Origin of the sequence: Xanthomarina sp. (genome assembly GCF_035306705.1) — a bacterium.
In the GTDB taxonomy this organism is placed as follows: Bacteria; Bacteroidota; Bacteroidia; order Flavobacteriales; family Flavobacteriaceae; genus Xanthomarina.
The window spans coordinates 1-14,563 of record NZ_DATGNO010000040.1; the positions used below are offsets into that span (position 1 = coordinate 1).

Consider the following 14,563-nt stretch of genomic DNA (forward strand, 5'->3'; position numbering starts at 1 on the left):
CAATTATTCATATCTCTATCAATGAGCAACGTATCAATAGCCTGTCTAGTGCTTAAAGAATCCTTTTTACTTATCTTCTGGGCATGTATCAAAAAACTTGAACACAACAAGCAAAGTAATATGATGTATTGTTTTCCCATGATGGATTTAAGTGATAATAAATTTTGTAATTTTCATTGAATTTAGTGTTATTTTCCGTTTTTTTGATATAAAATAACATCTCTTTTTAAAAATTTTATTGATATGAAACTCGTTTTTGCAACAAACAACCTAAATAAATTAAAAGAAGTTCAAGTATTAATTCCTGAGCATATTCAACTATTAAGTCTTCAGGATATTGGCTGCCATGAAGACGTTCCAGAAACACAAAACACTATTGAAGGCAACGCCATACAAAAAGCTGAATACATCAAAAAAAAATATGGTTACGACTGTTTTGCAGATGACACCGGTCTGGAAGTTGAGGCTTTAAATAACGAACCTGGCGTATATTCTGCCAGATATGCTGGCGAACAAAGAGATGCAAACGACAATATGAATTTATTGCTCGAAAACTTAAGAGATAAATCCAACCGACAAGCAAAATTTAAAACCGTAATCGCATTACATTTAAATGGCGAAGTAAAAACTTTTACAGGAATCTGCGAAGGGAATATAACAGAAGAAAAACATGGAGAACATGGTTTTGGTTACGACCCCATTTTTAAGGCAAATGGCTATACACAAACCTTTGCTGAAATTTCTTTGGACGAAAAAAACAAAATAGGTCATCGTGGTAAAGCCGTGAAACAACTTGTTGAACATTTAATGACCTTATAAAATAAAAACTCCTGATTAAGATTTCCAAATAGAAGTTTATATCCATAAATCTCAAACACTAATAAATTATATTTGGGATAACCCAAAACTAACAGTTTATATAAACTCGATTATATAATTATAACCAAATTTAAACAAAATGAAAAAACACCTACTTATTCTTTTAGCATTAATTTTATGCCTTAATTCCTATTCTCAAATTTCTTTTGAAAAAGGATATTACATCAATAATGCAAATCAAAAAACCGAATGTTTAATAAAAAATGTTGATTGGAAAAACAACCCAACTGAGTTTGAGTATAGACTATCGGAAAGCAGCGAAGCCAATAAAGCAACTATAAGTTCAGTACAAGAATTTGGTGTTTATAACATTTCCAAATACATAAGAAGGACTGTAAATATAGATAGATCCAGTGAGAATATTAATAATTTAAGTAACGACAGAAATCCCATATTTAAAAAGGAAGAACTCTTTTTAAAAGTATTAATTGAAGGTAAGTCTAACTTATATGAGTATAATGATCTTAATTTAAAAAGATTTTTTTACTCTTCGCAAAACGCTAAAGTTGAACAATTAATTTTTAAAAGCTACAAAACTCCAGACAATAGTATTGGCAAGAACAATAGATATAAACAACAATTATGGACCGATTTGAAATGTCCCGATTTTAAAATGAGTAAAATTGAAAGTGTTGCTTATAATAAAAATGACTTAGTCAAATATTTTACCGATTACAGTGAATGTTTTAACAAAGATCTAACCTATTTCGAATCAAAACAAAAAGGACATTCTTTTAATCTAAATATCAGACCTCGTTTAAACAGTTCTTCACTATCCATAAGCAACAATAATTTTAAAACTATTAATTTCGACAATGAATTAGCGTTTGGAATTGGATTAGAAGCCGAATTTATTTTGCCATTTAACAAAAACAAATGGGCCATTGCAATAGAACCAACTTATCAGAATTATAAATCCGAAAAAATTACCGATATAACTAATATGGTTGGAGGAAAAATAATAGCTAATATCGATTACAGTTCTATTGAAATCCCTGTCAGTTTAAGACACTATTTCTTTATTAATAAGAATTCGAAAATTTTTCTAAATGCCTCCTTTGTATTGGATTTCAGTTCTAATTCATCGGTTGAATTAACTAGATTTGATGGCACCCTCTATAAATCGTTAGAGATTAAAACACGAAATAATGTAGCCCTTGGTATTGGTTACAAACAAAATGACAAATATAGTCTGGAGGTAAGATACCAAACAAATAGAGAGATTTTGGGTGATGATCCTTCTTGGATTTCAAAGTATAACACGTTATCATTCATATTAGGATACACAATATTCTAAAAACACATCCAATCCAATCTTAAACAAAATAGATAACAACAAATAGAAAAGCATAAAGATTTGGGCAAATCAAAACATAGCATTCCAGTATTAAGTCCGATCGTTTTTAGAAAGGATCATATCAAAAATAATATGGATGATTTATTAATTGATGATTCCATTACTCAGTTTTTTATTCATTCTTTTAAAGATGATGATGTGTATCTCAATCTTCCGCTTCCTCCTCATAAAAAAACAGTTCATGACTTTGTATTTATCAGAAATGGCAGCATGACAAAAAGTTTGGGGGTTGAATCTTATCAATTGAAGAAAAACGATTTTCTATTCACACCTAAAAACAGTATCACCACCACAACTTTTGTATCTACTGATTTGGAAGGTTTCTATGGTCATTTTTCAGATGAGTTTATTGGTGCAAATCCCTTTTTGGGCATTTGGACAACACAAACCAGCAATCAAAATTATTTGAAAGTACCCGAAGAGGAAGTGGCAAATTTGGAAATTTTATTGGACCGCATGGTTCAATTGTATAAAGGCCGGAAAAAGCATTCCAATAACAATCGCTTAATCACTTTTTATCTTTCCACTTTCATAGCAGAATTATTTTTGACTATCAAAAAACAAGCACTTAAACCGAGACCAAATAATGATGTTTTCTCAAGTTTCATGAGTTTAGTTCACAAACAGTTTAAGCAAAATTGGACCATTCAAGAATATGCTGAAAAACTGAATATTACACCCAATCATCTAAACAAAAGAGTAAAAGAAGAAATTGGAAAAACAACCTCAGAAATTATTAGGGAAATCACTATTTTGGAAGCTAAAGTATTATTGCTTCAAACCAACATGTCAATCAATGAAATAAGTATGGAACTAGGCTTTGATGATGCTTCTTACTTTAGCCGGCTTTTTAAAAGTGAAACCAACTACACACCTTCAAATTATCGGAAAATGATTGATTTATCCTAGTTTAAGCCTAAATTATCCTTAAAAACCGACTAATGAACCCCTATCTTTGCTGAAAACACATAAAATGAAACTTTACAAACTTAAGTCTACTTTTTTAATTCTTACATGGGTTCTTACAAGCTTCGTTTCCTGCAAAGAATCGCCTAAAGCCGAATCGGTTAAAAGCGTAATGACAAGTGATGAATTAGAAAAACTATCAAAACAAGATACAATAATTATAACTCTAAATTCAAATGACAAAATGCAGTTCGACCAAGCAGAAATAACTGTTTTTGAAGGTCAAACGGTAGTTTTAACCTTAAATCACACAGGTACCATGCCCATTACGGCAATGGGACATAACTTTGTACTGCTTACCAAGGGAACATCTATTTCAGAATTTGCCAAACTTGTAGTAAGCAAAAAAGACAACGAATATATTCCAACAGATCAAAAAAATATTATAGCTTATACCGGTCTAATTGGTGGTGGTGAAAGTACCACCGTTACTTTTAAAGCACCCGAAAAAGGAACCTATGACTTCTTATGTTCGTTCCCAGGGCATCACTCCATTATGAAAGGCAAGTTTAACGTTAAATAAATTTTATAAAATGTATCATATTCTAAAAGAATCACATAACGGAATTGGAATGCTTTTACTTTTCCTTCTGTTGCTAGTAGTCGTTTTCATTTTAATCCGATTTTTATTAAAAAAACCTCTCAATAAATCGGTAAAAATCGCGGCTTTGATTGGATTGATCGTAACACACATCCAAATACTAATTGGAATTGTACTTTATTTATTATCTCCGTTAGGACTGTCAAACTTTTCAGGCGAATCTATGGGCCATTCCATATCCAGATTTTACATCGTTGAACATCCAATTGGAATGATATTAGCTGCAATTTTAATTACAATAGGTTATAGAGTGATTAAAAAGAGCAACTTAACCGATAAAGCCAAATACACACGATTGTTAATTTATTACATCCTTGGATTTGGAATTATAGCCTACTTAATCCCTTGGTTCTTATGGTCTTAAAAAAAGATATCAACAACCATTTCCCTTCCAATTAAAAGTTCTAATAATCTTTCTATTAAAATTTTTTTACCTCCAACGTAATTCGTATAAAATAAAATTGTACATTTGCACCTTGAAAAAAATCTAATAAGCCATTTTTGCTTATTTAGATTATTAACTCCTCAGGGTGAGGGTGTGTTACTGGAAGTTAAGGGTTAAGTATGTCGATTCGCTTCTTTTGTAACACGACATAATTTAATCGAATACTTATACACACCGAATGAACACATTCCAAGATTTGGGTCTTAATAACGACCTATTACAAGCTATTACCGACATGGGTTTTGAAACCCCAAGTGATGTCCAAGCTAAAGCCATTCCTATTTTATTAGAAAAAGAAACAGACTTAGTAGCATTGGCTCAAACAGGTACTGGAAAAACAGCTGCTTTTGGCTTTCCAATGCTACAACAAATCAATATTGAAAGCAGAACAACTCAAGGATTAATCTTATCTCCTACTCGCGAACTTTGTTTACAAATTACCAACGAGATGAAACAATATGGAAAATATTGTAAAGGTCTTAACGTGGTTGCTATTTATGGTGGATCTAGTATTCAAGATCAAGCCAGAGAAGTAAAAAGAGGGGCTCAAATTATTGTGGCAACTCCGGGTAGAATGAAAGACATGATCAAGAGAAACATGGTCGATATTTCTAAAATAGAATATGCTGTTTTAGATGAAGCCGACGAGATGTTAAACATGGGTTTTAAAGAAGATATTACCGATATCTTATCGCATACACCTCAAGAAAAAAGCACCTGGTTGTTTTCTGCAACCATGCCTAAAGAAGTTTCCAACATTGCTAAAAAGTTTATGAAGAATCCTGTTGAAATAACAGTAGGAAACAAAAACGAAAGTACCAATCAAGTATCTCATGAATACTATTTAGTAAATGCTAGAGATCGTTATAATGCCTTAAAACGTTTGGCAGATGCGAATCCAGATATTTTCTCTGTAATTTTCTGTAGAACCAAAAGAGACACTCAAAAAGTGGCCGAAACCTTAATTGAAGACGGGTATAATGCAGGAGCCTTACACGGAGATTTAAGTCAGAACCAAAGAGATATGGTGATGAAATCTTTCAGAAACAAACAAATACAAATGTTAGTAGCCACAGATGTAGCCGCTCGTGGTATTGATGTGGACGATATTTCTCACGTTATAAATTACCAATTACCTGATGAACCTGAAATTTACACACACAGATCTGGAAGAACCGGACGTGCTGGTAAAACTGGTATTTCGATGGTTATTGTTTCTAAAAGTGAAGTACGTAAAATAAAAAGTATTGAACGTATTATTAATCAGAAATTTGAATTGAAACAAATTCCTGATGGTATGGATATTTGCGAAGTACAATTAATGTCTTTAGCTAATAAAATTCATAATACAGAAATAAATCCAGAAATAAACAAGCATCTAGACAACATCAACGAGTTGTTTGCTGAAACCACCAAAGACGAATTGATTAAAAAATTCTTCTCTGTAGAGTTTACTAGATTCTTTAATTATTATCAAAAATCCAAAAACTTGAATACTACCGATTCATCTTCATCTAGAGGTGAGGATTATGATGGTGGTGGAAGAGATTATTCTAAAAACTCCAACGACTCTAGATACTTTATTAACGTAGGTAGTAAAGATGGTTACGATTGGATGAAATTAAAGGATTTTCTAAAAGAAGTTCTAGATTTAGGAAGAGACGATGTCTTTAAAGTAGATGTTAAAGAAAGTTTTTCATTTTTTAATACCGAAAAAGATCACCAGGAAAAAGTACTGGCCTTCTTTACAGATTATAAGCACGATGGACGTTTTGTAAACGTTGAGATTAGCGAAGATTTAGGAAAAGGAACCAGTAGAAACAAAAGACGTAACGATAGCGGAGGAGGCAGAAGACGTAGCGAAGATAAGCCAAGAGGCGAGAGACGTTCTAGCTCCAATAGCGATGGCAACAGAGGCGATAGACGCCCAAGTTCTAGTAGCAGTAGTAGAAACGATAAACAAGGTGCAAGTGCAAGTAGCAGCGAATCCCGCTCAAGACGTTCTGGCTCTCCAATTGCGAGACCTCGACGTTCTAGACGCTAGATATTATTGTTAATTTTTAGTCAAATTATAAGATAGCACAAGGTAATATCGTTTTGTTTAGTACTTTTATGGGCAATATGGCGTTAATGAAAAAACTACTTTTCCTTTTTATTCTCTTAATTGGGACCTCCTCGATGTTTGGTCAGACAGATACCACCGTAAAAGGTTTGGTTATCAGCTCGTCTGAAGGAACACCCTTGGAGAGCGTTAATATTGTTAACATTAACGAAGTAAAAGGAGCTATAACTAATTCGCGCGGAGAATTTGAAATTAAGGCAAAAGCCACAGATACGCTCCATTTTTCATATTTAGGTTACAAATCCATTCGAGTACGCGTAACTAACGATTGGATAAAATATGGAAGCTCTACAATTACATTGACAGAATTAGCTTTTGCTTTGGAAGAAGTTGTAATTAACGAGTTTAAGCTTACTGGTTTTCTGGAAGTTGATATTAAACAAGTAATACCTCTTAATACCAATTATCGTTATAGCATTTCTGGATTAGAAACGGGTTATGAAGCTGGAGGAAGATCTTCAAACGCTGTAACTCGAGTCTTAGGAGCTGTTTTTAATCCCGCCGATTTTTTACACAGCATGTTTGGAAAACAACCCAACGAAATGCGTAAGTTGAAACAAATGAAGCAAGACGACGAAATCAGAACCCTATTGGCCAATAGATTCGACAGGGAGATGTTAGTAGCGCTTTTACAGGTAAATCGTGTGGATTTGGATGAAATAATTAGGCAGTGTAACTACTCCAAAAGTTTTATTGAAACTGCAAACGACCTTCAGATATTAGATGCTATTAGCGAATGTTATGAAGAATATAGAGTACTAAGCCGGAATAGGAAGTACGGCAAATTATAAAAATCAACCTGCAAGTTTTCAAAAATTTGCAGGTTTTTTTATACCAACTAAGGACATTAAAATTTATTAATCAACATATTTAAGACTCCTCATAAAACCTTGCTACAATCTTATCGTAGCTTTTAATGGTTTTCTTAATCCAGTCCAAACGTTTTTCTTGTTGCTCTTCTTTTGTGAGTTCCCAAGCTATATCCGTTTGTTTTAATTTGGTGGTTACATGCTGTAAAATAATAGCTGCTGAAACAGAAATATTTAAACTCTCTGTAAAGCCAGACATGGGTATTTTTAAATAACAATCTGCCTGATCGATAACTTCCTGAGATAAACCTTCCGTTTCTCTTCCAAAGAAAAAACAGGATTTTTTAGTCACATCAAATTCATGTAGCAAACAATCGTTTGTATGAGGTGTGGTTGCAACAATTTGATAGCCTTTTCCCTTTAAATCTACAAGGCACTGCTTAACCGAATGAAACCTGTTTAAATCCACCCATTTTTGGGCTCCCATGGCAATTTCCCTATCAATACGCTTGGAATTTCTTTCTTCTACAATATTGATTTCCTGAATGCCAAATACATCGCAACTTCTTATTACAGCACTTGTGTTATGAAGTTGGTACACATCTTCTGTAGCTACTGTAAAATGTTTGGTTCTTTGGCTTAATACATGATTAAAACGCTCTCTCCTATTTTCGGTTAAATAGGTTTCTAAATAAGCTAAAAGTTCTAAATCTACCATCTTATAAAATAAAAAAACCTGAGTATCTCATCAGGTTTTCAGAATATAATATTATTTGATTAATTGTTTATTCCAATATTACCTTGGGCAATAATAGTTGTTAATTGCATAGTGCTTAAATGTACCGTTACATGTCCGTTAACTCCTAATACATCTTCATAAACAAAAGCAACCCCATCATCTAAAGTAGCCACATTGGTCTGGCTTATTCCTGTATCGCCATTTACCGGGTTAAAAGTAAAAAGGATATTACCAGGCGTCGTTATATTGTTTTCATAGATATAAGCTGGATGCACGCCATTTATAGGCGTATCTTGTAAGACAATAACGGCCAAAGCTTCTCCATTGTTTCTGGAATAAAAAGTAATTGTTCCACTAATTCCCGGCACATCAACTTCATCTAAAACATAAGATTTTGCCACTCCAGAGAGTTCGTTTTCACCAATATCTCCTTGAGCAATAATAGTTCCTAAATTTGTTTGGCTTTCGTGCACATTAATATAACCATCAAAGTCTATAACATCTATAAACAGGAAGGAAGTTCCGTCGTCTAAAGCAGTAACATTGGTCTGACTTTTTCCAAGGTCTCCATCTATAGAGTTAAAAGTAAAAGCAATGGCGCCTCCTTCTACAGCCGTATTGTCATGGATATGTGCTGGATGGATCTCGCCACTTACCGCATTTGTTAACTGAATAACCGCTAAAGCCTCTCCGTTTTTACGCTGAGAAAAAATGACAGTTCCAGAGGTTCCAGGCAGATCTTTTTCACCTAAAATATAAGTTTTTGTCACTCCAGTAAGAGCGTTTTGTCCAATATCTCCTTGAGCAATACTTTCATTTGGTTGCGAACTACTTAACTGAACATTTACATAACCATCAAAACTCAAAAGCTCATCGTAAGTAATAGCAGTTCCATCGTCCAAAGTTGTAAAAGTCAGGGTACTAAAACCTGTACTTCCATCGACTGTACCTAAGGTTACGGCAATATTTCCTCCTTCGGCAGCTGTGTTATAATTTATGGAAGCTGGATGAGGACTTCCAGTTGGAATACCTGTAAGACGTAGTTCGACCGTAACCGACTCATCGTCGTTTTTTATAAATTTCGCAGTTCCATCTATACTATTATCATAAATAGAGCTTATTGTATAGGTTTTAGAAATTAAGCTTGAAGGAATAGGCGTAATATTATCGTCTCCACTACAAGCTACAAACATCACTATAGACCATATAAAAACTAGCGACTTAAATCTCATTTTCATAATTTGAATTTAAAGAAGTGTAATATTACACATAATATATAAATTTTTAAAGTGAACTTACAGTGCATTTATATTTTATTTTATGTGCGAAATTTTATAGCTTCACAAAATGAAACATGTTGTAGTACTTACTGGAGCCGGAATAAGTGCCGAAAGCGGCATTAAAACCTTTAGAGATGCCGATGGGCTATGGGAAGGTCATGATGTTATGGAAGTGGCCTCTCCACAGGGATTTGCTAAAAATCCGGAGTTGGTTTTAAATTTTTATAACGAAAGACGAAAACAGTTATTAACGGTTCAACCTAATGAGGCTCATTTGGCTTTAGCCAGTTTAGAATTCAATTATAAAGTAACCATCATTACGCAAAATGTGGACGATCTCCATGAACGAGCAGGAAGTTCCAATATTGTTCATTTACATGGCGAATTACTTAAAATAAGAAGTAGCAAAAATCTAGAAGATGTCAGACTTTCGAAAAAAGATATTTTTGTAGGAGATTTATGTGAAAAAGGCCATCAATTAAGACCTCATATTGTTTGGTTTGGCGAAGCTGTTCCCATGATTGAAAAGGCCATGGACATTTGTGAAACTGCCGATATTCTTGTTATTATTGGTACGTCTATGCAAGTTTATCCTGCTGCGGGTTTAATGGATTTTGTACCAAGTCACGTTCCAATATATTATATAGATCCAAAGCCGGCAAAAATTAACAGCCAAAGAGTTACAGTAATTCCTGAAGCCGCAACCAAAGGGATGAAAAAGCTTTTAAACTTACTTTCGAAGTAGAAATAAAATAATTAGCAAATGTGCTTAGGCTTTTCTTCTCTCCTTTTTTGGAGGCATCGTGCCAAACACTTTATCCCAAAACGTATTAGAAACGCCAAAGGCTTTATTAGGGTACTTGTAATGATGTAAGCTATGATGGTGCCATAAATCCCTGAAGCGTTTTGGAGGACGCATGACATGGGTAGCTCTGTGTACAAATGAATACAATAAATACCCAATAAAAAAGCCAGGGAAAAAGCCGTAAACCAATTGCGTTAATCCCGCAATCCAGAAAATTATATAAAACATTCCAAATAAGATAGATGCCAAAATAATTCCAGGAACTGGAGGCATTAATAAGCGATCTTTATCTGCAGGGAAATTATGATGGGCGCCATGCATAATAAAATGAAACCTTTGAGACCATGCGGCTTCTGTTACCCAATGGAACACAAAACGATGTAGCATATACTCTGCAAAAGTCCAAAAAAACAATCCAAAAACAAATAATCCGATAAACAGCAGAACAGATAAGCCTTTAATTCCTATAGCTATATAAACTAAAAATGCATTTACCAAGCCATATACAATAATATTGGAAATGGGATCCGTTTTGGTTAAACGCTCCAGAATAGGGTTTTCAAATATTTCTGCTTGCCCAGTCTGAAAATCGGTTGTCACTTCTGGTTTCATAATATTCTTTTATCTAATATACAAAATTATAAAAAATATAAGATACTAATAAAAATTTATCTGGAATAATTAGGTGATTCTTTGGTAATTGTGACATCGTGTGGATGACTTTCATTAATTCCAGAAGCTGTAATTTTAATAAAACGTCCATTTTCTTTTAAGGTTTCCACATCTTTAGCGCCACAATAACCCATTCCAGCTCTTAAACCACCAACAAACTGATGGATACTTTCATACAGCTCGCCTTTATATGGTACACGACCTACAATACCTTCTGGCACTAGTTTTTTAATATCGTCTTCCACATCCTGAAAATAACGATCTTTACTTCCTTCCTTCATGGCTTCAACAGAACCCATACCTCGGTAGGACTTATATTTTCTACCTTCATAGATAATAGTTTCTCCAGGACTTTCTTTTGTTCCTGCTAATAAAGAGCCTAGCATCACGCAATCTGCACCAGCAGCAATAGCTTTAGGAATATCTCCTGTATAACGAATTCCTCCATCTGCAATCACAGGAACACCTGAGCCTTTAATGGCAGCTGCTACTTCTAAAACAGCCGAAAATTGCGGATAACCAACTCCTGCAACAACACGAGTTGTACAAATAGAACCCGGACCAATTCCAACTTTTATAGCGTCGGCACCAGCTTCCACTAAATATCTAGCTGCTTCTGCGGTGGCTATATTTCCAACAATAACATCTAATTCCGGGAATCTAGCTTTTACTTTTTTCAAGACGTCAACCACTCCTTTTGTATGTCCATGAGCCGTATCTATAATTACAGCATCTACGCCAGATTTCACTAGAGCTTCGGTACGTTCTACCACATCTGCAGTTACTCCTAAAGCAGCAGCTACACGTAAACGTCCATAAACATCTTTATTGGAATGGGGTTTTTGAGTAAGTTTTGTTATATCTCTAAAGGTAATTAAACCTGCTAATTTATAATTATCGTCAACAATCAGTAATTTCTCAATTTTATGTTCTTGTAAAATCACTTCTGCTTGTTGCAAAGAAGTTCCTACGGGTGCTGTTACCAGTCTTCCACTGGTCATAACTTCAACAATGGGTCTTTCACCAATTTTTTCAAAACGCAAATCCCTATTGGTTACAATACCTTTTAAAATGCCGTCTTTATCCACAATTGGAATACCTCCAATACTGTGTTCTGCCATACTTTGTTTGGCATCTTGCACTTTTGCATCTATGGTAAGCGTTACTGGATCGATTATCATTCCACTTTCGGCACGTTTTACCTTTCTTACTTCAATGGCTTGTTGGGCGATAGACATGTTTTTATGAAGCACTCCTATTCCACCCTCTCGAGCCATAGCAATAGCCATAGCGCTTTCTGTTACCGTATCCATAGCTGCTGAAACTATTGGGATATTGATGGTAATATTTCTGGTAAATTTTGTTTGAATGTTGACTTCTCGAGGTAAGACTTCTGAGAAAGCAGGAATTAAAAGGACGTCGTCGTAGGTTAAACCTTCTCCTACAATTTTATTATCGTGTGCTGTCATGTTGCAATTAGGTGTGTAATTGCGTGCAAATGTACAATATTTATGGGGAAATTACTTTTAAGTTTTTCTTAAATTAATTATATTCTTCTTGGCAATAAGGGCGTAAGGTGTTTAATGCGTAGTGGTAGCGATTTTCATTATCGGATAAATCTCCAGAAAATGCAAGTTTTTTGGGTACTAGTAATCCATATATCCCTTTACCTTTAGCCATTTTATCTATGGTTTTTAAGGTTTTTGCATCTATTTCATTATAAATATCTTGTAACCAAACATATTGTTCTTCACGAATTATAGCTTCATCCCAAGCAAAGGCTTCAGTAGCATTTAAGGTTTCTTCAGAAAAATATAGTAATTGAATCTTTCCAAAAGCTTTAGCAAAAACGGTTTCACTTCCTTTTACAGCATACTGTTTCACGTCTTTGCTTGTAAAAATGTTAAACGGAAAAGATTTGGTGATTTCCAATTTGTTAGATATAAAATAGGCCATTTTTGGCCAAACCACTTCCATTTGTTTTTCGTCCAAGGATTTAAAAAGCCATAGATAAAAATCGGTGCGTTCTTTAATGGTTTGATATTCTAGAGGAAGGTTGTTTTGTAAATTATAAAGATTCGCCTGTTGCCAAACCAAGCTATTATTTTTTCTGTCCTTACGAAGCCAATCGGAAGCTTGTAATTCAATTTTACCGGTTTCTGATTGATAATCCTTTAAGTTCTTCCATTCTTTGGCATAACCTATTTGAATCGTCGAAAAAACTAAAAAATATAATAAATGCTTCATATACTTTATTGAAGCATAAAATTACAAGAAATTTTTATATTTTAATTTGTAAAGTTGTATACCAATTTCTTGGGGCCGAAGGAATAATTCCTGGTCCTGGATAACCTGTGGCACGACGCGTAAAATAAGCATTGTCTAAAACGTTATTAACGCCAGCTTCTAATTTAAAGCGTTTATAACTATAGGATAATGAAAAATCTAAAATATCATAACTAGGTATTTCACCAATAACACCACTTAAATTTGGTTCTACAGAATTTGTAGCATCTGTAAACTGACTGGACAAATAGGTATACTGTACGCCAGCCAAGAAGTTTTTATATCCAAATTTAAGACCTGTTTTTATATTTATTTCAGGAACATATTCTACCTTATTTCCAACAATTCCAGGTACTTGAGAAGACGTGTATTCCGAATGAATAAACGAAGAATTAATAAAATAATTTAAACTAAACTGATTATTCAAATCCAATAGCTTTTTAAGATTCACATCGAAAAGCGATTCCACACCATATATTAAGGCATCTCCAATATTTCCACGTTCACTTATTATTCGTCCATCTTCCAAAACTTTTTGTGCAAAACCAATACGGTTATTGTAAAAAACACTGAAAATACTAGCATCGAAAGACACTATGTTTTTAAAATTGCCTCTTAATCCTAAATCGGTTGTAAAGCCATCTTCATCTGTAATATCTGGACTTATGGCAAATGCAGGATTGCTTATATAAATATCAGAATACGTTATAGACCGATAATTTTGGGAAATATTTCCATAAAACTCAAATTGACTGGTAGGTTTGTAACTTAATCCAAGACCAAGCAAAACAAAGGCACGTTCAAAATTTTGGTTTTCGAAAACGGTTTCTTCAAAAATAACATTGCCAGCCGCATCTGTATTTATGTGTTTATAAAAACCGTCACTTTGGGTTTTGATATATTCAAATCTAAATCCAGGAGTTGCTGAAAATTTTTCACTTAAATAGAAGATATTTTCACCAAAAACAGAGATATTCAAATTAGGTAAATCGAATTGCGATTGGTTTGGGTAATTAGGAAACTCACTACTATAATAATTAAAATCAGGACCATCTCCATCGCTTCCAGGACCTTGTTGCTGAAAATTTTTGGCTTTATAAAATTTAGTTCCAATTAAAAATATAGACTTCTTATTAGCCAATTTATACTCGCTCAACAAACGTCCTTCAAAACCAAAATTATTAAAATCTCCAGTTATTAAATCGCGTTCGTTCATTGGATCTATTTGGTTTACCCTATTGGATCTGTATCCCAAAGCATCTCTTGAGGCATTCAAACCAAAAAAGTTAAAGGTGAAATTGGTCTTATCTGAAAATTTATGTGCAAACTTAACATTATACAACAACCAATCTACCTGAAACCAATTTCGAGATCTATTACTTTGATACGGATCTTTCTCAAACATTTGGTCTGTTAAACCTCCAGCTTGTTGCGCTAAATAATTCAAATAGGTTACTTCTGCAGTTAAAGATGTTTTTTCGGAAAATTGATAGCCTAGATGAGCAAACACATTCTTGGATTCAAATTCCGAATTTGGTCTAAACCCATTCCCTTTTTTATAATTAAAATACGTGTAATAACTCCACTTATTATTTGTTCCAC

Annotated in this window: 14 protein-coding genes; 8 read left to right on the forward strand and 6 right to left on the reverse strand. The window is 33.8% G+C overall.

Annotation, left to right across the window (positions count from 1 at the left end):
* Nucleotides 1-243: 243 nt before the first annotated feature.
* From VKY47_RS03235 to VKY47_RS03265, 7 genes are all read left to right on the forward strand, one after another.
* Entirely contained in the window at nt 244-819 is a 576-nt protein-coding gene (locus tag VKY47_RS03235) for a non-canonical purine NTP diphosphatase (RefSeq protein ID WP_324310311.1), read from the forward strand.
* A 139-nt stretch (nt 820-958) separates the two neighbouring features.
* Complete coding sequence (locus VKY47_RS03240; protein ID WP_324310313.1) at nt 959-2,176, forward strand: tRNA modification GTPase; 1,218 nt, start codon at nt 959-961, stop codon at nt 2,174-2,176.
* A 132-nt stretch (nt 2,177-2,308) separates the two neighbouring features.
* On the forward strand, nt 2,309-3,145 hold the full coding sequence (locus tag VKY47_RS03245) for a helix-turn-helix transcriptional regulator (RefSeq protein ID WP_324310315.1): 837 nt from the start codon (nt 2,309-2,311) through the stop codon (nt 3,143-3,145).
* Nucleotides 3,146-3,209: 64 nt separating this feature from the next.
* On the forward strand, nt 3,210-3,725 hold the full coding sequence (azu, locus tag VKY47_RS03250; protein WP_324310317.1) for an azurin: 516 nt from the start codon (nt 3,210-3,212) through the stop codon (nt 3,723-3,725).
* Nucleotides 3,726-3,735: 10 nt separating this feature from the next.
* Entirely contained in the window at nt 3,736-4,167 is a 432-nt protein-coding gene (locus tag VKY47_RS03255; protein ID WP_324310319.1) for a hypothetical protein, read from the forward strand.
* A 259-nt stretch (nt 4,168-4,426) separates the two neighbouring features.
* The gene (locus VKY47_RS03260; RefSeq protein ID WP_324310320.1) at nt 4,427-6,292 is read left to right on the forward strand and encodes a DEAD/DEAH box helicase; all 1,866 of its coding nucleotides are present in this window, start codon (nt 4,427-4,429) and stop codon (nt 6,290-6,292) included.
* Nucleotides 6,293-6,378: 86 nt separating this feature from the next.
* Nucleotides 6,379-7,161, forward strand: a complete 783-nt coding sequence (locus VKY47_RS03265; protein WP_324310322.1) for a carboxypeptidase-like regulatory domain-containing protein — start codon at nt 6,379-6,381, stop codon at nt 7,159-7,161.
* 79 nt (nt 7,162-7,240) lie between these two features.
* Here VKY47_RS03265 and VKY47_RS03270 read toward each other — a convergent pair whose 3' ends face one another.
* Entirely contained in the window at nt 7,241-7,897 is a 657-nt protein-coding gene (locus VKY47_RS03270; RefSeq protein ID WP_324310323.1) for a TrmH family RNA methyltransferase, read from the reverse strand.
* A 59-nt stretch (nt 7,898-7,956) separates the two neighbouring features.
* A complete protein-coding gene (locus VKY47_RS03275; protein ID WP_324310324.1) occupies nt 7,957-9,156 on the reverse strand; it encodes a hypothetical protein in 1,200 nt (399 codons plus the stop codon).
* Between the two features lie 109 nt (nt 9,157-9,265).
* Between VKY47_RS03275 and VKY47_RS03280 the strand changes: the two genes are divergently transcribed.
* Nucleotides 9,266-9,943, forward strand: coding sequence for an SIR2 family NAD-dependent protein deacylase (locus VKY47_RS03280; RefSeq protein ID WP_324310325.1), 678 nt, complete (start codon nt 9,266-9,268; stop codon nt 9,941-9,943).
* A 24-nt stretch (nt 9,944-9,967) separates the two neighbouring features.
* On the opposite strand, the gene VKY47_RS03285 is transcribed toward VKY47_RS03280, so the two are convergent.
* The 4 genes from VKY47_RS03285 to VKY47_RS03300 form a co-directional block, all read right to left on the reverse strand.
* Entirely contained in the window at nt 9,968-10,615 is a 648-nt protein-coding gene (locus VKY47_RS03285) for a sterol desaturase family protein (protein ID WP_324310326.1), read from the reverse strand.
* A 56-nt stretch (nt 10,616-10,671) separates the two neighbouring features.
* The gene (guaB, locus tag VKY47_RS03290; protein ID WP_324310328.1) at nt 10,672-12,144 is read right to left on the reverse strand and encodes an IMP dehydrogenase; all 1,473 of its coding nucleotides are present in this window, start codon (nt 12,142-12,144) and stop codon (nt 10,672-10,674) included.
* A gap of 73 nt (nt 12,145-12,217) precedes the next feature.
* Nucleotides 12,218-12,922: an Insecticidal toxin complex protein gene (locus VKY47_RS03295; protein WP_324310329.1), complete on the reverse strand. Its 705-nt coding sequence runs from the start codon at nt 12,920-12,922 to the stop codon at nt 12,218-12,220.
* A 34-nt stretch (nt 12,923-12,956) separates the two neighbouring features.
* Nucleotides 12,957-14,563: TonB-dependent receptor family protein (locus tag VKY47_RS03300; RefSeq protein ID WP_324310331.1), on the reverse strand; the 1,607-nt coding region annotated here is incomplete at its 5' end.

Coding starts and splice junctions, on each gene's coding strand:
- VKY47_RS03235 (WP_324310311.1), top strand. CDS start 244: ATGAAACTCGTTTTTGCAACAAACAACCTAAATAAATTAAAAGAAGTT.
- VKY47_RS03240 (WP_324310313.1), top strand. CDS start 959: ATGAAAAAACACCTACTTATTCTTTTAGCATTAATTTTATGCCTTAAT.
- VKY47_RS03245 (WP_324310315.1), top strand. CDS start 2,309: ATGGATGATTTATTAATTGATGATTCCATTACTCAGTTTTTTATTCAT.
- azu (WP_324310317.1), top strand. CDS start 3,210: ATGAAACTTTACAAACTTAAGTCTACTTTTTTAATTCTTACATGGGTT.
- VKY47_RS03255 (WP_324310319.1), top strand. CDS start 3,736: ATGTATCATATTCTAAAAGAATCACATAACGGAATTGGAATGCTTTTA.
- VKY47_RS03260 (WP_324310320.1), top strand. CDS start 4,427: ATGAACACATTCCAAGATTTGGGTCTTAATAACGACCTATTACAAGCT.
- VKY47_RS03265 (WP_324310322.1), top strand. CDS start 6,379: ATGAAAAAACTACTTTTCCTTTTTATTCTCTTAATTGGGACCTCCTCG.
- VKY47_RS03270 (WP_324310323.1), bottom strand. CDS start 7,897: ATGGTAGATTTAGAACTTTTAGCTTATTTAGAAACCTATTTAACCGAA.
- VKY47_RS03275 (WP_324310324.1), bottom strand. CDS start 9,156: ATGAAAATGAGATTTAAGTCGCTAGTTTTTATATGGTCTATAGTGATG.
- VKY47_RS03280 (WP_324310325.1), top strand. CDS start 9,266: ATGAAACATGTTGTAGTACTTACTGGAGCCGGAATAAGTGCCGAAAGC.
- VKY47_RS03285 (WP_324310326.1), bottom strand. CDS start 10,615: ATGAAACCAGAAGTGACAACCGATTTTCAGACTGGGCAAGCAGAAATA.
- guaB (WP_324310328.1), bottom strand. CDS start 12,144: ATGACAGCACACGATAATAAAATTGTAGGAGAAGGTTTAACCTACGAC.
- VKY47_RS03295 (WP_324310329.1), bottom strand. CDS start 12,922: ATGAAGCATTTATTATATTTTTTAGTTTTTTCGACGATTCAAATAGGT.